Consider the following 20983-nt stretch of genomic DNA (forward strand, 5'->3'; position numbering starts at 1 on the left):
GCGGGCCGGGCCCCAGGGCATTCGAGCGCCCGAGTATCCCCCACCCACCGAGCAACCACGCCCTGCAGGCCACAGGGCCGCCGCACAGGCGCCACAGCCTCGCGCTAAAAAAATTGAATCAAATAGGCTTCTAACGCTGATAGGGTAAGCGCTGGAAGCTATCAAATAGTGAGTTCGCTACAAAACAGGTGTGCATGCCAGAACCCCTGCAAACACGGCCGATGTGGCCTGCGCAGGCCGTGTGGTCAACACCGCCTGCGCACACCCACGCGCCGGGTTCAGGCGGCCTTGGGCGGGCGGTGCAGCGCGCAGATCTTGTTGCCGTCGGGGTCGCGCAGGTAGGCCAGGTACATCTGCCCGCCCTCGGGGCCGCGAAAGCCTGGCGGGTCTTCGCACGCGACGCCGCCATTGGCCACGCCCGCCGCGTGGAAGGCATCCGCCTGTTCGGGGGACGACGCTGTAAAGCCCAGCGTGCTGCCGTTGCCGTGGCAGGGCGGCTCGCCGTTGATGGGGGTGGTGATGCCGAAGGTGCCGCCCGCGCTGCGGTAAAAGTAGCGCGTCTTGTTGGCAACGCCGGGCGGCACGCCCAAGGTGCCGAGGACGGCGTCGTAAAAGCGCTTGGATGCTTCGAGGTCGCTGACCCCGACCATGACGTGACTGAACATTGTTGTCTCCGAGTAGCCCCCGGAGGAGGCGGGTAAAAAAACAGACGCCAGCATAGACATTCCCGGTGCGCAGTGCCCGCGCAGGGGATTGCGCACAAGGCCCACACGAGACCCGCACGCAAGCCGCCGGTGTGCTCCAAGCGCCACCGCATCCTCTCGGCCAGCGGGGCGTGAAGCGCAGGCGAGAGGTGCGGGAAACCGGGCTGTTTTTAGGTCAAATTGGCCTTCGACCCTTTATTTTCCAACGCAGTCAGCTATTGAAATGGAAGCGGCTGGGTATTTCGCCGTATTGAATTTTCTGGGCGATTTCACTTGGCAGACAGGTGGGTGGTAAAAAATTGCCGAGAAAAATCCAAAGATTGCTGGGCTGTTGCTGTGCTCCGGAAGTGCCGTACATAGCCGCCGCGCCCTTGATGGGCGGCTTGGTCTTTGTAATTCTTGTCGGTATTGGTGTCCCAGCCGTGGGTGGCATCGGGATACAGGGTCAAGGCAACTTGCGAGCGAGCCGCGTCTGGCAGTGCGGCAATGAATTTTTGGCAAGAATCGGGGGCGTCGTAATCGTCTTTGGCACCGGCAAGAATGTGCACAGGCGCACCGGTCAACTCCGCATACACATTTTGGGGATACACCGGATTCTTGCCTTCTGCAGCAGCCAGATGCGCCCAGCAGACTGGGTACAAGGGCAGATGGGCTGCAAATTTAAATTGGCCTCCTGTGTAGTCATTGTTCAGCTTCTTCGAGGCCGAAAGAAGAGACAGCAGCCCCCCGTGCGAGAACCCCATAATGCCAATGTGTTCTGAATCGATTTGCGGCAGTTGTGCCAGATACATCAACGCGCCAAATGTTTGCGGCAGGTTCATGAGCGATGATTTTGGGCGGCCGCCGCCGGAGAAAAGGTTCAACTCCAGCGTCGCAATGCCGGCCTGATGGAGTGCTTGAACGTACGGAGCGCGGGTGGGGTCTTCGTACCCGCCGGCACTGTGAATCACTACGACTGCGGCGACTTTCCCCACGGCGCCTGCCGGGAGCGTGAGATCGCCCGAAACAAGGGTATCCGCTTCAATCACAGTATTTGCCTTGAACGATACCGGTTGCTTGTTTGCCGGACCCTGCGCCTGCGCAATGGCTGGTTCAAAGAAAACACATGCAATGAATGTGGCCAGACAGAGTGTTTTTTGAAAATGCATAGAACTGTGCCGATCTTTGTTGAATAAAACCGAGAAAAGTAAATCGCAAAGTGGGTCCGGTATCGCGCCACGTTGGCCACTAGAAACCATGCCTCAGCTTCAGCGGTTTCAGCCCCTTGGGCCAGTTGAAGGGCGAGGACGAAGCACTCAATAGTATTGGTTAAACAGGCCTCCAGCGCATAGCAAGCCCCATGCGCCCCCGCAAAAGCCCGTGCCGCTCGGGGCGACGTTGCGCCATGGCGGGCGATGCGGCGCAGCCTGCCTGCCTGACTGCTGCTGCCACCTTGTGGGACTCGCCCCTGGATTCAGCCACAGAATAGAGCCTCACCCCAGTCCGCTACCGTCCATCTCCCATGCGCATCCTCCACACCTCCGACTGGCACCTGGGCCAGCACTTCATGGGCAAAAGCCGCCAGGCCGAACACCAGGCGTTGATCGACTGGCTGCTGGCGCAAGTGGATGCGCACGCCGTGGATGCGGTGTTGATCGCGGGCGATATTTTTGACACGGGTGCCCCGCCCAGCTATGCGCGCGAGCTGTACAGCGACCTGGTGGTGAAACTGCACCGCGCGGGGGTGGCGCTGCTGCTGCTGGGCGGCAACCACGACTCGGTGGCCACGCTGGGCGAAAGCCGCGCGCTGCTGGCGGTGCTGAGCACCACCGTGGTGGCGGCCGTGGGCACACCCGCTGACCATGTGGTGGTGGTGCCGCAGCGCGATGGCGAGGCCGGTTGCATCGTTTGCGCGGTGCCGTTTGTGCGCCCGCGCGATGTGCTGCAAAGCCAGGCGGGGCAAAGCGCCCAAGAGAAGCAGCAAAGCCTGCAAGCCGCCATTCAGGCCTATTACCAAAGCGTGGTGGATGCGGGCCGCGCACAGCAACACGCGCTGCACAACACGCTGGGCCGCGTGGTGCCGCTGATGGCCACCGGCCACCTCACCACCGTGGGTGCCAGCAGCAACGAGTCGGTGCGCGAGATTTATGTGGGCTCGCTTGATGCCTTCCCGACCGCCGCGTTCCCGCCCGTGGACTACATCGCGCTGGGCCACATCCACAAGCCCCAAAAGGTGGGCGGGCTGGACCATATTCGTTATTGCGGATCGCCCATTCCGCTCGGTTTTGACGAAGCCAAGCAGCAAAAAGAAGTGCTGCTGGTGGACCTGGACGCCAGCGGCCTCACCGCCATCACCGCGCTGCCCGTGCCGCGGTTTCAGGCGCTGGCGTCCTGCAGCGGCAACCTCGCCACGCTAGCTGCGGCCATCACCGCAGCGGCCGCCGAGGGCAGCGCGCAGCAGCCCGCGTGGCTGGAGGTGACGGTGGCCGAAGACGACTACCTGACCGACCTGCCCGCCCGCATCGGCGCCCTGACGCAAGGGCTGCCGGTGGAGGTGCTGCGCGTGCGCCGCCAGCGTGCCAACGCGGCGGCCACCCTGGCGGCCGAAGCGCTGGCCACGCTGGAGGAGCTGAGCCCGGGCGACGTGTTTGCCCGCCGCCTGGCGCTCGAAGACCTGGCGCCCGAGCTGCAGCAGGCACTTGAAGCGCGCTTTCGCGAAGTCGTCACCAGCCTGACCGAGGTGGCCGCATGAAGATATTGAAGCTGCGCCTGAAAAACCTGAACTCGCTCCAAGGCGAGTGGGCGATTGACTTCACGCAATCACCGTTCACCGACAACAGCCTGTTTGCCATCACCGGCCCCACGGGCGCGGGCAAATCGACGCTGCTCGACGCGATTTGCCTGGCGCTGTACCACGAGACACCGCGCCTCAAAAGCGTGAGCAAATCGGCCAACGACATCATGACGCGCCACACCGCCGACTGCCTGGCCGAGGTGGAGTTTGAAGTGAAGGGTGCCGTGTACCGCGCGTTCTGGAGCCAGCGCCGCGCACGCGACAAGCCTGAAGGCGATCTGCAAAACCCCAAGGTCGAGCTGGCCCGCGTGGACGCCGCCACCGGCCTGGGCACCATCGTCAGCAGCCAGAGCAACGACAAGCTCAAACGCGTGGCCGAGATCACCGGGTTGGACTTTGCACGCTTCACCCGATCGATGTTGCTGGCGCAGGGCGGGTTTGCCGCGTTTTTGAACGCCAGCGCCAACGACCGCGCCGAGCTGCTCGAAGAACTCACCGGCACCGAGATTTATGGCGACATCTCGCGCACGGTGTTCGAGCGCGCACGCGATGCCCAACAGCAGCTCGACCAACTCAAAGCCCGCGCCGATGGCGCAGCGCTGCTGCCCGCCGAGCAGCGCGAAGCCATGGGGGCCGACGTTGACCAATGGGTGCGCAACCTGGGCGCCGTGCAACAGGCGCACGACACGGTGCAGGCAGAGCGCCAATGGCACCTGAACCTGGCGCAAAGCGCGCAAGACCTGCAGGCCACCGAGGCGGCGCAAACCGCCGCCATGGCCGCCCTGCAAGCTGCCGCACCCGATCTGCAGCGCCTGGCTGACAGCGAACCCGCCCAAGCCCTGCAAGCGCCCCACACTGCGCTGCAGCAAGCCCACGCTGCCTGCGCTGCCACCGACCGTCTGCTGAGCGATCTGCAAGCGCAGCACCAGCAAACCGCTGCCGCACACGTTCAGCAGCACCACCTCGCACACACGCTGGCCCAGCGCATGACGGTGGCGGCAGACACGCAACTGGCCCACACCCAGGCCGAACACCAGCGCCACGCAGACTTTTGCGCCGCGCACCCGCAGCACGCTGCGCTGGGCGAGCGCCTGGGTGGCTGGCGCCAACAGTTTGCGCAGCGCCACAAGCTGCATACCAGCGCGGCAGAGTTGCAAACGGCTTTGGCGACGCTGCAAGCCGACATCACCCAGCGCACCGAACACATCAGCCGCCAAACCGCCGTGGTCGATGCCGCCCTGCAGGCGCAGGCCGAATCACAAGCCGCGCTGCAAGCGGCGCACACCGAACAAGCCCAGCGACTGGGTGGCTACACGCTGACGGCATTGCGTGCGCGCTGGCAGGCCGCGCAGGGCGAGGTCAGCGGGTGGAAGCACATCACCCAACTGGGCCAACAGCGCCGCGAACTGGCCGCGCAGCACAACACGTTGGCCGCGCAACTGCAAACGCTGCAAGCAGCCGTCACCCAGCACGAGGCCACACGGCAAGACTTGCGCGCGCAGCACAAGGCACTCAAAGAACAGGTGGCAGACAAAGAAAAACTGCTGGCACAAGAGCGCCGCATCCAAAGCCTGGACCAACACCGCCACGCCCTGCAGCCCGGCGAGGCCTGCCCGCTGTGTGGTGCGGTCGAGCACCCGGCGATTGCGGCGTATGAGGCGCTGGACATATCGGCCACCGAAGCCGCACTGCGGCAAAAACAAGCCGCGCTGGATGAGTTGATCGCCCACGGCCAGGCGATTGCGGCCAAGGTCGAAGGCAGCAAAACCCAATTGGAAGAATGCCAGCGCCAACACACAAAAACCGCAGAGCTGACGGGCCAGTGGCAAACGCAGTGGGCAACGGCCATCGGTCAAGTCAGCGATGCCCCCACCGCAGACGACTGGCAACACGCCGACATACTCTCCACCGGGCAACACACCGCCGCCGCCACGTTGGCACAGCGCGGCACCGACCTGCAGGCGGCCGAGGCAGGCGAACAACGCGCACAGCAGGCGCAAGCGGCGTTCAACCAGTGCGCGCAGGCCGTACAAGCGGCCAACCACCAGCTCGCCCTGCTCAAGCAAGCCACCCAAGATGCGCAGGCGCGCCAGGCCACGTTGCTGCACACCATCGCCACCACGCAGGTGGAAACCGCAGCGCTCGAAACCGCCCTGCAAACCGCATTGAGCGACGCCGGTCACACCCTGCCCGCCGACCCCGCGCCGTGGCTGGACGCACGCGATGCCGAATGGCAACACTGGCAGCGCACACAAGCGCAGATGCAAACGCTGGCCCAGTCCCTCACCCGCCAGCAGGCACAGCAAGCGGCCGCACACACCCAGGCAGAGGCGTGGGCGCAGCGCTGGGCGGCGTTGCAGGCCAGCCTGGGCGACCGGGCCGAACACCTTCAAGCGCTGGATGACATTGACGATGCCGATGTGCCCGCCGCCTTGGCCACCAGCGTGCAAGCCATCGACCAGCTCGCCAAAACCCTGGCCGCGCTGGACGGGCAGCGCACCCAGGCCCACACCACACAGGCCGAGCAAACCACCGCGTTGAACGCCGCTGCGCAGGCCTGGCAAAAGGCCTTGCAAGCCAGCCCCTTCGCCGACCAGGCCGCGTTTGAAGCCGCGCTGCTGCCCGAGCCCGAGCGCCAGCGCCTATCGGCCGTGAAGCACCACCTGACCACCGCCGAACAACGCGCCAGCGCCTTGCACGAAGCGGCGCAGGCCAAACACGCGCAGTTGCAAGCCAGCAGGCCAGCGCAGACCGCCATGGCACCGGATCACGAAGCTGGGCAAGAACCCCAAGCACCGCCAACGCTCGATGAACTCAACGCGCGCCTGGCCGACCTGCAAGCGCAGCGCAGCGCCTTCAGCGAACAAATCGGTGCCCACCGCGCCCTGCTCGCCAACGATGACCAACTGCGCACCCAGCAGCAAGCGCTGATGGCGCAGATCACCCACCAAACCGCCGAGTCCGACCTGTGGCAGCGGCTGGACGGCCTCATCGGCTCGGCCAAGGGCGACAAGTTTCGCAAGTTTGCGCAGGGCCTCACGCTCGACCACCTGCTGCAACTGGCCAACCAGCACCTGGCGCGGCTGCACGGCCGCTACCTGCTGCGCCGCAAATCCACCGGCGAGCTGGAGCTGGAAATCGTCGACGCCTGGCAAGGCGACGCCGCCCGCGACACGCGCACCCTCTCGGGCGGCGAAGGCTTCTTGGTCAGCCTGGCGCTGGCCCTGGCGCTGTCGGACTTGGTGAGCCACAAAACGTCGATCGACTCACTCTTTCTCGACGAGGGTTTTGGCTCGCTCGACGGCGACACGCTGGAGATTGCGCTGACGGCGCTGGATTCACTGAACGCCAGCGGCAAGATGATCGGCATCATCAGCCACGTCGAGGCGCTGAAAGAGCGCATCCCCGCGCAGATCCGGGTGGAGAAAGGCGGGGGGATTGGGCACTCGCGGCTGGTGGTGTAGGGCGGGCAGATCCTGTCAATTGATAAGCCCAATAGGCCTCTAGCGCTTATGCAGCAAACGCAAGCAGCTATCAAAAAGATTCTCAACCTGCATTCCCGACCTTGTGGGTCTTCTGGGCCTTCTGCTCGGCGAACGCCAGAGGCCCTGCGCAACGCTGCTCAGGGAGCGGCGCAGAACAAGCCCAGATCAGTAAGCGCCCATGAAGTCGCGCTTGCCAATGGGCAAACCGTTGTGGCGCAGGATGTCGTAGGCGGTCGTCACGTGAAAGAAAAACTGCGGCAAGCCGTAGTTGGCCAGATACGTTTGCCCCGTGAGCTTTTTCTCTTTGGGCGTGCCGGGGCGCAAGACGATTTCAAAGCTTTCCTTGCCTTCGAACTGGGCTGCGTTCACGCTGTCCAAAAAGGCCAGCGTCTGCGCCAGCAGCACATCCAGGTCGGCAAAACTTTTCTCGTTGCCCTCGAACTTGGGCACGTCGACACCCGCCAGCCGCGCCGCAACGCCCCGCGAAAAATCAGCGGCAATCTGCACCTGCTTGAGCAGCGGAAACATATCGGGCGCCAGCCGTGCCTGCAAGAGGGCATCGGGCTCGATGGACTTGGCGGTGGCGTGTTCGCTGGCCTGCGCAAGAATGGTTTTCAAGGCCGTCAGCATCTGCTTGAAGACGGGGACGGAGTGGGTGTACATAGCGGTGGTCATGAGGGGCTCCTGTGGGATTGGTGAGGGGACTTGGGCGGGGCGGCGTTGGAGGCGTCAAACACGTTCCTCTCAGCCGCATCGCAGGAAATACGGATCAGATGGTGGACCGTATGTTTGGCAATGTGGCCCAGTGTCGCCGCACTCGCCACAGTTCGAGCAACTCTCGGACAATGCCCCCAAGAACGAGTGCGAGACACTGGTGTTCATCTACGATCACAGCCTGCACGGCAGCGTGGCCCGGCTCAGGTACACGGTCGGCCACGGCATGCGCAATCACGGTCAGTACCTCATCCTGCGCATGCGTCACCACCGCGTGGATAGCCTGCTTGATCACATCGCAGCGGAGACAGATGCGGCGAATGTTTGAGGTCAAATCGGCCTCTGGCGCAATAAAAATAAGCGCTAAAAGCTATCGAAAGCGTAGCAAAATTGGTTTGCGCATCCGCGTTTGAGCCGCATTGCGGCGGTATTCACCGCACATTAAGCGGCGAATAGTTTGCGTAATCGCCGCATGCGCCACCACCGCCCCACCCGCACACCCCGCTACCTCTAGCAATGGCCCGATTGGCCGCACCTTGCTTTTGATGCTGCAGCACTGGCCGCGTCACTGGCGCAGGTGCACCGCGCGCAGGGCATGCTGGCCGGGCGCATGGCAGAGTTGGGGCTGCCGCAGCGCGACCAGGCCACCCTGCAAGTGCTCACACAAGAAGTCATCACCACCAGCGCCATTGAAGGCGAGCGGCTGGACCTGGACGCCGTGCGCTCCTCCGTGGCCCGCAAGCTGGGCCTCAACATAGGAGCCCTGGCCCCCAGCGACCGGCATGTGGACGGCGTGGTGGACGTGGTGCTGGACGCCACCCGCAACTTTAGCCAGCCCCTGACCCCCGAGCGCCTGTTTGGCTGGCATGCGGCGCTGTTCCCCACCGGCTACAGCGGGCGCACGCGCATCACCGTGGCCGCGTGGCGCACCGACGCCAGCGGTCCCATGCAAGCGGTGTCCGGCCCCGTGGGCAGGGAGAAGGTGCACTTTGAAGCCCCGCCCGCCGCCACCCTGCCCGCGCAAACCCAGGCGTTTTTTGACTGGTTTGAAGCCGCCCCAGCGGGCGACGCCATCATCAAAGCCGGCCTGGCCCACCTGTGGCTGGTCACCCTGCACCCTTTTGACGACGGCAACGGCCGCCTGAGCCGCGCCGTTGGCGACATGGCCCTGGCGCGCGCGGAGGGAACACATCAACGCTTCTACAGCTTCAGCGCCCAGATACAACGCGAGCGCAAAGACTATTACCACCAGCTGGAGGCCATCCAAAAAGGCCCGCTAGACGTCACCCCGTGGCTGCACTGGTTTCTGGGCTGCCTGCTGCGCGCCGTGCAGGGCGCAGACGCCACGCTGGCGGGCGTGCTGGACAAAGCCCAGTTCTGGCAGCGCTGGGCAGGCACACCCATGAATGCGCGGCAAACGCTGGTGCTGAACCGGGTGCTGGACGGCATGGAAGGCAAGCTGACCAACGCCAAGTGGGCGGCGATGGGCAAATGCTCTGCGGATACGGCGCTGCGCGATATCAACGACTTGTTGGAGCGCGGCGTGCTGCGCAGGCTGGAGGGTGGGGGGCGGAGTGTTGGCTACGAGTTGTGTGCCAAATAGGCCGCCAGCGCATATGGAATAAGCGCAAGAAGCTATCAATACATGAGCAATACCGCACGCCACACCTTTGACACGCCAGAGCAGCTCCACGCATGGCTGCAGGCCAACCATGCCAGCGAGACCGAGCTGTGGGTGCGCATCTTCAAAAAGGCCACCGGCCATCGTGGGGAACTTCGCCGGATTGTGCGTGAAGCAAGTAAAGCGCGAGCCTGAGTTGGCAAGTCACTAATCGAGCCTGCTCCCCATCCCTAATTGATTGGTTTTGTGCCAGAAGCGGGCGCCAGCGGCTGTTCAGATTTTTTAGTCTGTTGGTCCACGTTCATAACGGCGACTGGTGACTCGGAAAAATACTCGCGTAGGGTCGGCTTGGAGTACCAAAACAGGAGTCCTGTAGACAGTAGTGCAGAAACGCAAACAAAGCAAAACAACCAATTCAATATTGCTCCTTGCCTCTTTATGTGTGATTGCAGATCAGTCAGTGCCTGTTGAAATGGAGTTCTCGTTTCCGCTGGAAGCTTTTCGATCTTTGAGTAGCGCAATTTCACCTCACGGGCGATTGCGGAAATGGTGTAGCGTTGATTAGAAATCAACACTAAGGTAACACCCACGAAGACGATGCAGCCCAACCAGACAACGACATTTTTTATTGTTAACGCTGGCTCGGAACTCATCTGAACCCCAGCCAAAAAAACGGCCACCGGAAAGGCCAAAAGCTGATTCTGAATGTCCGTAATTGTTTTCTGAAGCTTGATCGTTGAGTCAAGGTTGTCTTTTTCGACTTCTGCTTTAATTTTTTCGAATGTGAATTCAGCGACGTACATGGCATACGCGTTGCGCACCCGTTCCATGAAGTCTTCGAATTTCTGCAGGAGTTGTCCAAAGTCGATGGCCGACTCACTCTTAAAAAGGTCAATTAACGATGTCCTGATGATTGTTCGCTTCTGGTCTTTGTGATGCGTTGAATCCACAAAGGTGCTGGCAAATTCATCTAAGTCGTTAAGAGTCAATAGCTGCGCTTTGTCATAGCGAAGCGATATCGCCAACTTGGCATCGTGCCTTTGCAGGAAGACCATGCGATTCTGGCCGTCGGCTTGCAGATCGGCTACTGACTGCATCAGCTTGTACAGCTTGCATGCATGCAAATATTGCGTAACTTCGACAGGCTCTATGTCGCCGGCACGATACGTGCAATTTGAATCAAGTAGCGTAAATACCGTCGGTGCTAGGCCCAAGTTGCCCGGCACTGCGAGCAACTCGTCCATAGAAGCATAAACATTTGCCCACGATGGATGAAACTCAATGCGCCTTGTGGACGAGTCACATACCCCCGCAATGCCATGGGTATCCAGTGCCTGGTCTACCGCATCAAAATCAAAGTCAACGGGTAAAGTCCCGGTGACTACGCTACTGCCTTGCTTGCTTTGGCCAGTCAAAACAGAGACTAGCCACAAGGCTAGGTCATGCTTGGACTGGGGCAACGGCGAGGGGGTCATACTTTTGGATTTCAGTGATCAAGTCACGAGACGGCTGTGTCAACACCAAAGTATTGGTCGTTGAGTCGTAGCGCACGCGCTGAGCGCGTACATCGTCTACATCAAATGACACAGTTACAGACCCCATTTTCCCACGCAACCGTTTTATACGACTGTAGGTGGATCGATCCGGTTTGAAGGAATCATTGATCTGGTAGTCGGCTGCCGAGGGCCCCGTGCGAATGAAAGCCGTAAAGGCTGTTGGGTCTGATGGCATGACGCTAGCCGAAATGGTGGCCAGAACAACTTCTTTGGGGTTGGCGACAAAGCAGTCGTATAACTTCTGTCGGGCATCGATGAGACGGGCGCTCTTTTCCTCAGCGGGAATATCGGGCCTGGCTGTGATGAATGCCCCTAGTGCCTGGATGACTTGGTCCGTGTGGTGTTTGGATTCAGTGAAATTGAGGCATGCCAATGCATCACGGAAATAGTCCGAAACCTTGCTGCCTCTGGGTTTTACAAAAGAGAGATAAGGCTGTGTATCGGCGCCCCACTTTGTCAAATTTACCCGAGCCGCCTCATGCAGCTTGCTTATGTCCAGAGTGAGGGTTCTTTGCAGATCCATGGTGATCGGGTCGACCCCTGCACCATCCTTCAGTTTGAGTACGACAACCATCAGCCAATCGTCACCCAAATTAACGTAACGCAGAAAAAGTACGTAGCCACCCGTGGCAAAAAACTCCTTCTTCATATTTTCAGCAATCAGGTTGAGGCTGTTGCTAGTGAAGTCAATAAATGCTTGCGGAGTATTTGTCGGTGCGTTCAAGTAGGTGCGCAACAGAACCGGGAATCTATGCAAATTCGCGTCTGTGCCCAGTGAGCCATAGCCACTGATGCTCTCACTGTAAGTTTCCAGCAGAGTCTGCACCGTGGCTTCCAAGAATGCATCGGATGCCAATCGTGATGTTCTGGGTTGTACCTGCACTGAGCCATCGCCTTGGGTTTCCTTCGCCTTGATAAGTTGATGGATGATGGCTTCTTTAATCTGCATAGGGGCTCCCTGAAAATAGTTTTTGATAAAGTGAAATTGAGTAGATTGCAAACGCCTTGTTAGGGGCGTTCAACTTCGCGTTGATAGCATCAACCTGTCGCTGGTTGCTGGTAGGCGAAACAGCTAGTTTTGCGCGTAGCCTGTGGGCAGGTGTGCGTACTTCCCCTTGTGTTAGTGGTTCATGTCTGAGACTGTTAATGATCCCAGCCGTTCTCCAAAACCACTCTTTCCACTTACCGTAACCATCAACCTCTGAGTAGCCCGCGTAGCCGCCACATAAAACACCCGCGCCGCTTCTTTCTCATCCTCCCCGACAGCAGGCATATGCCCCACGCCGGGTAGTGCCACCACGGGGAATTCCAAGCCTTTGCTGACCTTCATGGTCATCACCTGAATCGCATCCGCACCGGGCCGGTATTCACCACTCTTCTTGCGCACGCGGTGCGGCAGCTTGCGTTGGGCCAGGGCGCTGGCGCACAGGTCCATGGTTTTCCAGTCGGCACACAGCACGGCCATGTCGCCCCAGGCAAAGCCTTCTTTGTGGGCGCTGGCCAGGTGGTCGGCAATGGCAAAGGCTTCGTCGCGCAGGGTGGGCAGTTTGATGATGACGGGGGCTTGACCCTCGCGCCCGCAGCTCACGGGCTTGAGCAGTGGGATGCCGTCGTCGTCTTTGTCGTCTGCGGTCAGCAGGTCTGCGGCGACCAGGCTGGCGGTCTGCAGAATCTGCCGCGTGTTGCGGTAGTTGATCTTCAGGATGGTGGTGCGCCCTTGGGCCTGGATGCCCACGCTTTTGAAGCTGAACTGTTTGCTGCGTGCGCGTTCGTAAATGCTTTGCGCGTCGTCATACAGCACCAGCAGGCTGTTGGTGGCGGGGTCCACCATTTGGGTGATGAGCTTGAGCCATTCGGGCGCGAAGTCGTGGCCTTCGTCGATCATCACCGCCTGGTATTGGCCGCCGGGGATTTGGCTGCGCTCTACGGCGCGGATGACGTTGCCTACCAGGCCTTCATAAAAGCCGCGGCCTTGCGGTGGGAGCGCCTGCCCATAGGTGGTGAGCTGGCGGTGGCACCAGCTATGAAAGTGCCGCACATGCACGCGGTCGCTCAGGCCTTTGGCGTCCATCACGCTGGCCAGCTTCACGCCCAGTGGCTCGTTAAAGCAGAGGATGAGGATGGGTTTGCTGGCCGGGGTGCTGGCCTTGGCCAGGTATTCGGCGCGGTAGCCGAGGATCATGGTCTTGCCCGAGCCCGCCACGCCGTGGATGACGCGGTGGCCGTCGCCCAGGCTGCGCGCCAGTTGCTCTTGCTGCAGGTCCATCACGCGCATGATGTCGGGCAGCTGGGCGTCGGCATCGTTGTCGTCAAACAGGGTGCCCTGGGTTTGCACGCGCACCTGGGGGAACATGATCCAGCGCACCCGGTCGAGCTGCGGCAGGGTGATGGCGCCGCCAAAGCGGTGGGCAAACATGTTCCACAGCCGCTGCTGAAACTCCTCCGGGTCGGCGTGTTCGAGCATTTCGTCTTGGCAGATGACGTAATGCGGGTCGATGGTTTCGGCCAGGCCCGAGGTTTCAAACTCTTTGCGGGTGATGCGGGTGAACACCACGCCGTGCCCCCACGGAAACGCCAGCTTGCCCTTGTGCAGCCCTTCGGCATGCACGAGCTGCGGGTCGCGCTCTAGCGCGTTGACCACCTGGATGGCGCAGTGGCGGGCTTGGGCCAGGGGGTTGATGACGACTTTGGGGCGCCCGTTGTCCAGAATGGTCCACGCCTGCCGGGTGGCGTCTTGCACGGTTTGCAGGCGCCAGTCTTTGGTCTCCAGCACCAGCAAACCCCTGCGGGCGTGCAGCACCACAAAGTCGGGGTGGGTTTGCTTGGGGCCGATGGGCACGTTGTGCCACAACAGGTAGTCGGCATCGAGCATTTGCTCCAGCCGCTCGGCCAGGCGTCGCTCGCCCGTGGAATCGAATGCGGACGAACCTATTGCCGGTATCAATGTCGCCATGCCGCCTGCTGCCTCCCCTTGCTTGTCTATTTATGTATGCATTTGTTAACGCACTGTAGGGTGTGTGGTGGCGGGGCGCAACCTTTGGAAATCAAGGCGAGTGCATAAAGCGAGCCCGCGCGGGGCGGTGGCTTGAGGTGCCGCACCAGCCATAGGTTTAAGCTAAATTGGTTTCTAACACTTATCCAGCAAGCGCTAGAAGCTATCAAAACCATATCAATCGATACGAAGCACTGCACCAGCCCGCACCCGGCAGCCGCGCCGCGCCCGGCCTTGCCGCCCCTTCAGTTAAATTGCCCCGCATGCCAAACACCCCCGCCCCCGCATCCCTCATCGACTCCCGTCAAGCCGCCTGGCGTCTGCTGATCACCCTAGGCCTGGTCGTGCTGGGCAACAGCAGCATGTACGTTGTGTCAGTCGTGCTGCCCGCCGTGCAGGCCGAGTTTGGCGTGGGCCGCGCGGATGCGTCGCTGCCCTACACGCTGATGATGGTGTGCCTGGGGATTGGCGGGCTGTGGACGGGGCGCATGGCCGACCGGCATGGGCTGATGCCGGTGCTGTGCGTGGGGGCGGTGGGGGTGTGCGGTGGCTTTGTGTGGGCGGGGCTGTCGGGCAGCATTTGGGGGTTTGGGCTGGCCCACGGGTTGATGGGGTTGATTGGTGCGTCGGCCACGTTTGCGCCGCTGCTGGCCGACACGGCGCTGTGGTGGAACCGGCGGCGTGGCATTGCGGTGGCGATTTGTGCCAGCGGCAACTACATCGCCGGTGCGCTGTGGCCGCCCATCGTGCAGCACGGCATCGAAGCCATTGGCTGGCGCCACACCTATGTGCTGATGGGGCTGGTGTGCGGCGTGGGCATGCTGCTGTTGGCGCTGCGCATGCGCCAGCGGGCGCCGATGGTGTTGCTGGATGCGTCGGCGGTGCCTGCATCGCCCGGCGGCGCAGCGGCGGCTCCCGCGCCTGTGGCGTTGGACCGCAGCCGCCCGTTTGGCCTGCGCCCGGTGCACGCGCAGCTGCTGCTGTGTGTGGCGGGCGTGGCGTGCTGCGTGGCCATGGCGATGCCGCACGGCGTTATAGAAGACGTCAACAGTATTCGATGAAAAATCTCCTGCGGCAGTTCATCAAGTACTTTGTACAATGGTATCTGTTGCTAGGGATGCTTACATGGACGTCTTACATGGACGTCTCCAGAAGAGCAAGATTCGGCGGCGTGAAGGTCTGAAGGGTTTGCAGTCTTACATACGGCCTGTCGGTGCAGGGTGTTCGTCCTGCTGGCCATGATGGCATTCGCGGGTGAGGCTCCTGTCTGCACATCGGGCTTGATGCCCTGTATTCCTATCGGATTGCCCCCACCCCGGTTTGACCTGTTGACCCATCACACAAGCTTCTTGCGTGCTCTCCTTCAAAACGGTTTCCTGGCGTTTGGTGTTCTCAGTTCATTGTGGTGGTCTCAGGCTGCGGCGAGGTCGACCGGATTCCATTTCAGCTGGTCAAAGGCCTTGCCTTTGACCAGGACTGCCCAGACTGTTCGGGCCAGCTTGTTGGCCAGCGCCGCGACCACCACGCTGTATGGGCGGCGCAGTAACAGTCTCTCGATCCAGCCGCTTCGCTGACTCCTGGCAATCACGGCGCGAGCGCCGTGCATCAGCATGGTCCTCACATAAGGGTCTCCGCGTTTGGAGATCCCCAACTGCCGGGTCTTCCCTCCGGTGCCAGTCTGTCGGGGCGTCAGACCCAACCAGGCAGCGAATTGCCTGCCGGACTCGAAGCTGGACAGGTCGGTTGCAGTAGATACCAAGGCTGTCGCCGTCAACGGACCGATGCCCGGTATGGCTTGCAGTGCCAGCATGTGCTGGTTTTGCTTGACCATCGAGGCCAGCCGTTTGTCCAGCTGATCGATATCGCACTGCAGGCTGTCGATACGACGCAGTTGATCCTGAATGCTGACGACCACCACTTCTGGCAGCCGCTGTTCCTGGGCTTTGGCCAGTGCGTCCTGAACGAGCTTGAGCAATGCCCGGTGCCCCTCAGGCAGCACGATTCCGAACTCGTAGAGCAACCCGCGCAGCGCGTTGGTTTGCATGATGCGCACCTTCATGAGCTGAGCGCGCATGCGGTGCAGTGTCAGACAGGCTTGCTGCTGCTCGTTCTTGACAGGTACGGCCTTGATGTGAGGTTGCTGGGCCGCTACCCAGATGGCCTGGGCATCACGGGCGTCAGTCTTGTCGCGCAGCACAAAGGCACGAACATGCTTGGCGGGCAGCAGCTTGACCTCATGTCCCAGCGTCTGCAGCGTTCTGGCCCAGTGGTGCGCACCGCCACAAGCCTCCATCGCGACGAGCGACTTCTGACGATTGGCAAAGAATGTGGTTACTCGATCACGCCTGAGCTTGTGCCGGGTGACCTCGCCTGTCTCGGCATCCACGACGTGCAGCTGGAACACGTGCTTGGCAATATCCAATCCGATGACTGGCAGCGTTGCAGTAAATTGCATGGTGGGGCCTCCGGTTCAAAGGTGGTTGCGACGAACTTCCACTTTGGCACTTTGATGCCGTTACCGCCAGGCCCCACCTTGTATCGGGTCACAGGCCGACGGCGCCAACGGGGTGTAGGTGGAGACGTCCATGCCATCTGCACGAATCCCCGCGTGACGTGCTTGAACATGGGCAAAGCCCAGACAATAAGCACATGAAGCAAAGCAGTCTGGGCCTGAACAACACCACCAAGCGCACGCGCAAGCGTGAATTCCTTGATGCGATGGAAGTGGTGATGCCCTGGACAGAACTGGTCTCGCTGATAGATTCCTACGCCCCCGAGAGCGGGCGCCGGGGCCAGCAGCCCTTTGCAGTGCAGACCCTGCTGCGCATCCATTTCATGCAGCAATGGTTCAAGTTCAGCGATCCAGCGATGCAAGAAGCCCTGCACGATGTGCCAGCCTTTCGCGGCTTTGCAGGCCTGTCCCATTGGGACGAGTACATCCCCAGCGAATCGAGCATCCTGCCCTTTAGGCATCTGCTGGAGCGCCACAAGCTGGCTGATCTGATCCTTGCCACGGTCAATGCACTGCTGCAGGTCCGTGGCGACGCGGGCTACCAAGGGGTGGACAAGCGACCTGATGCCAAACCAACCGTGCACTGGCATGTGGCCCTGAGCCCAAGCTTGCGCCGGTCTTTGGACAAGGACAAGCCGCTGGAGGCGTTGATCGCCCAATTGGAGCGCACCAAGGCCAGCATCCGGGCCAAGGTGGAACACCCGTTCAGGGCAATCAAGCAACAGTTTGGATATGTGAAGGTGCGCTACCGGGGGCTCAAGAAGAACACGGCGCAGATCGTCACGCTGTTTGCGCTGGGCAATCTGTAATTGGCAAGGCACAAGCTGATGTCCTGCATGGGACAGGTGCGCGTGCAAGGGGCGTGATGCCACTGGATCGGGGGGTGAATAGCCCCCGGGCAGAGCTCGCAGAGCTCGCTGCACGCGCGTAACTGCTCAACGTCCGTGCTGTTTTAGTTCAGGCATCAACCTGACACAGTCAGAACCGATTCGTGAAGATTTTCCCTAGCGATGGCGCAATGCCGCTTTCTACATCGGACCGAACGGCGCGAAAGCCAATAGCAGGCGCGAATCAGTTTGGGCGTTGTCGTGAGCATCGGCTTGAATCGCCCCAGGTTTGAATTGCCCCCCCCGAAGTTGGACCTACTTTGTTGGCGCCGATTGAATCTTGACAGTGTGGGGGTGCGGATAAAAATTTGGACTGGTTTTATGCCGCAAGTCCAAGGCTCACCCGGTATTCGATCGGGCTGAGGGCCCCCAGGGAGATCTTGATCCGCTTCTCGTTGTACCAACGGATGTAGTCGTCGAGCACCTCAATGAACTGCTCAACTGTGACGCTCTTCCAGTCCCGAGGATAGAACAGTTCATTCTTCAACCGACCGAAGAAGCCCTCGCACGCTGCGTTGTCAGGCGAGCAGGCCTTGCGGGACATCGAGCGGGTGAGCTTGGCCTCGCTCATTCTGGATAGCCAGCCAGGCCAGCGGTAGTGACCTCCGCGGTCTGAGTGGACCACTGGTCGATCGCTTGTCTCTGTGACGGTCTCGATGGCTGCATCCAGCATGGTGTTGACCAGCTCTGCATCCGGACTCGTGCCGATGGTCCAGCTCACCACCATCCCGTCGATGCGTAATCCAGTTCTTTCGACCAGGTAGTCCAGTACCGCTCACAGTATGACCACTGGTCCTGACCACTGGTCGCGTCTCTCTCTGAGTGAATTTTCAGTAACTCATTGTGGATAACTATTCGCGGCCCAGCGATTGTGAATAACTTGCTTCCAGCATTGAAAACCTATGCTGCTCAGACAGCCCACGCCGTCCTGCGGGCCTACAAGGGAGTGTGAGAGAGTTTGTGCTGAAAAAAACTCCAGCCTGGACAGAAGCCTACAACCAGAACCCACGCTTATTCACATTAGCAAACAGCGCTGAGAGTGCACCGAGATCCTTCGTGTCCAGCAGCATTTCAGTAGTGCCATTGATAGAGGTCGGCAACTGGGTGCCGTGGATTTCTCTCGACTGTTTGAGAACCTGGTCGAGCAAACTGCTTCGGGGAAGGAGTATGTAACGCACCTCGCAGTCCAAGCCATCGGCGAGCTTGGCCAGCGTTTTCAAAGAGATACTTTGATTTGCTTCTGCCTGTTCCAGCTTGCGCACGCCTTGGGCCGTCATTCCGGTACGTGTCCCAAGGGCCGTTGAACTCATGCCTAGGGCGAGGCGGATGGTCTTCACCCAGCCGCACCTCGGTGTGACATCGCGATGCAGCTTCGCGAATTCGCAAAACTGCCGATCAAGTTCTGCCAAGCGAGTGAAATCCAGACGGCTTTTCAATTTTCACGGATTCCTGGAAAGCAACTGAATGGTTGCCAAAGTTATGCAGCGGGGCAACCGGATGCATTCCATTCGCCAGTGGCAACGCTACGAGCGAAATAACGCCTTGGAGCTCGGTTATCTTCGCGCTCCCCGGTTCCGAATGGGACCAAATAGTCTCACATTTCTCGAACAACCAATATGCTGCGTGTGGAAAAAACTACTCTTGGAACATTTGGAGAGCCTGAACTGGCAGGCCTCATCAACTCGCGAGGGTGGAAATCAGTCTTACCTGATGCTCTAGATGATCAGCATCTGCTACTGGTCTCAGAGCAACTGCGGGATTTGCTCGCAGGCAAGGGCTGGGACGATAACCGGGGGCCTGGCAGCGCAGCCCTACCGATCAGTTTGTTGCTGCTGTCGGAGGCCGGCGCCGAGCGAGTGAGTAAGGGCTTTGATGTCGCGATGAGCACATTGCATGAGGCGATGACTCTTCTAAGCATCACTATTGACAGAGAGATCGTGAGCCGGATTCTGCATCGTAAGGATGGCCCCACTGGCGCTGAACTGATGGAAAGCCTGCGTGTTCTTACTCAGAACGACGTCGAACCCGCCCAGTCACCTCGCCCCGCCTAACCTAAGGTCAAAGCTTGGAGGTCGGCCTTCACGATCTCGATGATTTCGTCGAACGATGCCGACTCCAAACCTTGGCAATACGCTGTCGCGATCAGCGTCATAGGATGGATCTGCAAACTCTCAGCCAACCCTTCTATGGTTCGGATACTCGGCACTTGGTGGCCTTGTTCAACGCGGCTGATGTGCCGTCGGCTCGTCGCAAAAAGCATGTCTTCCTGAGTCACACCCCGTGCAGCGCGCAACACTTGAAGCGCGCGACCAAAGTCAGCTTTGGGTCGGAGTTGTTTTCGGGAAGACATACTCCCGATTTCCGCCCAATGAGACCAATAAGACCACGACCAACTAGTCTCATTGCAAATCCCGTCGTAAGAAAATTCTCCGCATCAGGAGTCTTCCCTTGGATGTCGCCCAATGCCTATCGTGTTTCTGGATTTCGACGGTGTTCTACATCCGGAGCATTGCCATGAGTCAAAACACTTTAGCTGCTTACCCGTGTTTGAGAGCGTTCTCAGCCAGGTTCCCGACTGCAAGCTGGTGATCGCGACTACTTGGAGGCTGCAAATTCCAGTAGAGCGTCTTCGAGAAAAACTGGGGCCCAATGTGGCTGCCAAGCTCGTGGGAGTTACCCCCCAATACTGCTATCTTCGCGACGTTCCGCCTACGCTAGTTGGTTACGAGCGGGAAGCCGAATGCCATGCGTGGCGACGGGCCAATCAGGTTCTCAATGAGCCGTGGCTTGCGATTGATGACCGTTCCTGGCTTTACAGGCCGTTTTGCAAATCGCTTTTCCTAACCAACAGCCGCACAGGTTTATGCACCACAAGCGCGGAACGGCTTGTTGCACGGCTTCTGAAGCTTCTTTGAAGACGTGCACCATCAGAAATTGACTGAGCTGCGGTACGGTCTAGACGAAGCAAGCCCCAGGTGCGACCTCTTCAAAAGCATGCCCTTGGGAGCGACGTTTTTGATCATGTGCAGGTCGAATATGAACGACGGCAAAGAAAACGAGTGAAGCGCTGTTGCCAGGGAGCGTTGGCCAGGTAGGTTGCCATTCAATTTGAAGCCCTGCGCCTTCAAGACAGTTGAACGAGCGCAGGAACTGTATCCATCTGTGATCGTGACGGTAAGATGGGACGAGTGATTTCTATGCGCCCGATCCACTCTCTTGAGCCGGGTTGTGCTGCCACACTCTCTCAGTCCCCATGCTCGACGACATAAAAAAAACCCTCTGGGCCACCGCCGACAAGCTGCGCGCCAACATGGACGCTGCCGAATACAAGCACTTGGTGCTCGGTCTCATCTTCGTCAAATACATCTCTGACACCTTCGCCGCCCGCCGGGCCGAGCTGACGGCCCGTCTCACCAACCCAGACGACGAATACTTCTACGGCGATGCTGATCCTGCCGACATCGAAGCCGAGCTGGAAGACCGCGACTATTACAAAGAGGTCAACGTCTTCTGGGTTCCTGAGGGTGCACGATGGGAATCGCTGCGCAATGCCGCCAAGCAGCCCGACATTGGCAAGCGCATTGACGACGCCCTCACGCTGATCGAGGCCGAGAACCCAAAGCTCAAAGGCATTCTCGACAAACGCTATGCCCGCGCGCAGTTGCCCGATGGCGGGGTCCCCTCGTTTTCAGTGCAATAACTGGCGGTACGCAAACCCAGCACTGGCGCGGGGGTGGTG

General features: G+C 60.3%; 16 protein-coding genes and 4 pseudogenes. 10 read left to right on the plus strand and 10 right to left on the minus strand.

The annotated features are described in order from the left end of the window. Nucleotides 1–278: 278 nt before the first annotated feature. Both ACYVOC_RS00825 and ACYVOC_RS00830 read right to left on the minus strand, forming a co-directional pair. Nucleotides 279–665 carry a VOC family protein gene (locus tag ACYVOC_RS00825; RefSeq protein ID WP_116005357.1) on the minus strand — a complete coding sequence of 129 codons (387 nt, stop codon included), beginning with the start codon at nucleotides 663–665 and terminating at the stop codon, nucleotides 279–281. A gap of 308 nt (nucleotides 666–973) precedes the next feature. Next, complete coding sequence (locus ACYVOC_RS00830; RefSeq protein ID WP_461160556.1) at nucleotides 974–1942, minus strand: dienelactone hydrolase family protein; 969 nt, start codon at nucleotides 1940–1942, stop codon at nucleotides 974–976. A 263-nt stretch (nucleotides 1943–2205) separates the two neighbouring features. Between ACYVOC_RS00830 and sbcD the strand changes: the two genes are divergently transcribed. After that, entirely contained in the window at nucleotides 2206–3435 is a 1230-nt protein-coding gene (gene sbcD, locus ACYVOC_RS00835; protein ID WP_461160557.1) for an exonuclease subunit SbcD, read from the plus strand. Next, the gene (locus tag ACYVOC_RS00840) at nucleotides 3432–6941 is read left to right on the plus strand and encodes an AAA family ATPase (protein ID WP_461160558.1); all 3510 of its coding nucleotides are present in this window, start codon (nucleotides 3432–3434) and stop codon (nucleotides 6939–6941) included. Before sbcD ends, ACYVOC_RS00840 begins: the two co-directional genes overlap by 4 nt. Nucleotides 6942–7127: 186 nt before the next feature. Here ACYVOC_RS00840 and ACYVOC_RS00845 read toward each other — a convergent pair whose 3' ends face one another. After that, on the minus strand, nucleotides 7128–7637 hold the full coding sequence (locus ACYVOC_RS00845; protein WP_461160559.1) for a DUF1993 domain-containing protein: 510 nt from the start codon (nucleotides 7635–7637) through the stop codon (nucleotides 7128–7130). A 199-nt stretch (nucleotides 7638–7836) separates the two neighbouring features. Between ACYVOC_RS00845 and ACYVOC_RS00850 the strand changes: the two genes are divergently transcribed. The 3 genes and pseudogenes from ACYVOC_RS00850 to ACYVOC_RS00860 all read left to right on the plus strand — a co-directional run bounded on the left by ACYVOC_RS00850 (nucleotide 7837) and on the right by ACYVOC_RS00860 (nucleotide 9492). Continuing rightward, the gene (locus ACYVOC_RS00850) at nucleotides 7837–8004 is read left to right on the plus strand and encodes a hypothetical protein (RefSeq protein WP_461160560.1); all 168 of its coding nucleotides are present in this window, start codon (nucleotides 7837–7839) and stop codon (nucleotides 8002–8004) included. A gap of 186 nt (nucleotides 8005–8190) precedes the next feature. Then, nucleotides 8191–9279, plus strand: a pseudogene (locus ACYVOC_RS00855) (Fic family protein); the annotation flags it as partial. Nucleotides 9280–9321: 42 nt separating this feature from the next. After that, complete coding sequence (locus ACYVOC_RS00860) at nucleotides 9322–9492, plus strand: hypothetical protein (RefSeq protein WP_461160561.1); 171 nt, start codon at nucleotides 9322–9324, stop codon at nucleotides 9490–9492. Nucleotides 9493–9527: 35 nt separating this feature from the next. Here the strand turns inward: ACYVOC_RS00860 and ACYVOC_RS00865 are convergent, their stop codons facing one another. From ACYVOC_RS00865 to ACYVOC_RS00875, 3 genes are all read right to left on the minus strand, one after another. Next, nucleotides 9528–10772 (minus strand): hypothetical protein, encoded by a 1245-nt coding sequence (locus tag ACYVOC_RS00865; protein ID WP_461160562.1) that lies wholly within the window; start codon nucleotides 10770–10772, stop codon nucleotides 9528–9530. Next, nucleotides 10738–11802 carry a nucleoid-associated protein gene (locus tag ACYVOC_RS00870; RefSeq protein WP_461160563.1) on the minus strand — a complete coding sequence of 355 codons (1065 nt, stop codon included), beginning with the start codon at nucleotides 11800–11802 and terminating at the stop codon, nucleotides 10738–10740. Before ACYVOC_RS00870 ends, ACYVOC_RS00865 begins: the two co-directional genes overlap by 35 nt. Before the next feature lie 171 nt (nucleotides 11803–11973). After that, nucleotides 11974–13806: a DEAD/DEAH box helicase gene (locus tag ACYVOC_RS00875; RefSeq protein ID WP_461160564.1), complete on the minus strand. Its 1833-nt coding sequence runs from the start codon at nucleotides 13804–13806 to the stop codon at nucleotides 11974–11976. A 302-nt stretch (nucleotides 13807–14108) separates the two neighbouring features. Between ACYVOC_RS00875 and ACYVOC_RS00880 the strand changes: the two are divergent. Further along, nucleotides 14109–14870 (plus strand): annotated as a pseudogene (locus ACYVOC_RS00880) (MFS transporter); the annotation flags it as partial. A gap of 386 nt (nucleotides 14871–15256) precedes the next feature. Here the strand turns inward: ACYVOC_RS00880 and ACYVOC_RS00885 are convergent. Beyond that, nucleotides 15257–16300 carry an IS110 family RNA-guided transposase gene (locus ACYVOC_RS00885; RefSeq protein WP_116005348.1) on the minus strand — a complete coding sequence of 348 codons (1044 nt, stop codon included), beginning with the start codon at nucleotides 16298–16300 and terminating at the stop codon, nucleotides 15257–15259. A 194-nt stretch (nucleotides 16301–16494) separates the two neighbouring features. Here ACYVOC_RS00885 and ACYVOC_RS00890 point away from each other — a divergent pair, with 194 nt between their 5' ends. Then, nucleotides 16495–17166 (plus strand): transposase, encoded by a 672-nt coding sequence (locus ACYVOC_RS00890; protein WP_116005347.1) that lies wholly within the window; start codon nucleotides 16495–16497, stop codon nucleotides 17164–17166. Nucleotides 17167–17563: 397 nt separating this feature from the next. On the opposite strand, the pseudogene ACYVOC_RS00895 reads toward ACYVOC_RS00890, so the two are convergent. Together ACYVOC_RS00895 and ACYVOC_RS00900 are read right to left on the minus strand one after the other, a co-directional pair. Next, nucleotides 17564–17977: pseudogene (locus ACYVOC_RS00895) on the minus strand (transposase); the annotation flags it as partial. Between the two features lie 259 nt (nucleotides 17978–18236). Next, nucleotides 18237–18680, minus strand: a complete 444-nt coding sequence (locus tag ACYVOC_RS00900; RefSeq protein WP_116005346.1) for a helix-turn-helix domain-containing protein — start codon at nucleotides 18678–18680, stop codon at nucleotides 18237–18239. 180 nt (nucleotides 18681–18860) lie between these two features. Here ACYVOC_RS00900 and ACYVOC_RS00905 point away from each other — a divergent pair, with 180 nt between their 5' ends. Then, a complete protein-coding gene (locus tag ACYVOC_RS00905; protein WP_116005345.1) occupies nucleotides 18861–19295 on the plus strand; it encodes a hypothetical protein in 435 nt (144 codons plus the stop codon). Here ACYVOC_RS00905 and ACYVOC_RS00910 read toward each other — a convergent pair. Continuing rightward, nucleotides 19292–19594, minus strand: coding sequence for a helix-turn-helix domain-containing protein (locus tag ACYVOC_RS00910; RefSeq protein WP_116005344.1), 303 nt, complete (start codon nucleotides 19592–19594; stop codon nucleotides 19292–19294). The genes ACYVOC_RS00905 and ACYVOC_RS00910 overlap by 4 nt on opposite strands. A 112-nt stretch (nucleotides 19595–19706) precedes the next feature. On the opposite strand from ACYVOC_RS00910, the gene ACYVOC_RS00915 reads away from it, so the two are divergent. Together ACYVOC_RS00915 and ACYVOC_RS00920 are read left to right on the plus strand one after the other, a co-directional pair. Beyond that, nucleotides 19707–20159, plus strand: coding sequence for an HAD domain-containing protein (locus tag ACYVOC_RS00915; RefSeq protein WP_116005343.1), 453 nt, complete (start codon nucleotides 19707–19709; stop codon nucleotides 20157–20159). 338 nt (nucleotides 20160–20497) lie between these two features. Continuing rightward, nucleotides 20498–20917: pseudogene (locus ACYVOC_RS00920) on the plus strand (type I restriction-modification system subunit M N-terminal domain-containing protein); the annotation flags it as partial. Nucleotides 20918–20983 lie beyond the last annotated feature (66 nt).

Source organism: Simplicispira piscis (assembly GCF_054783455.1).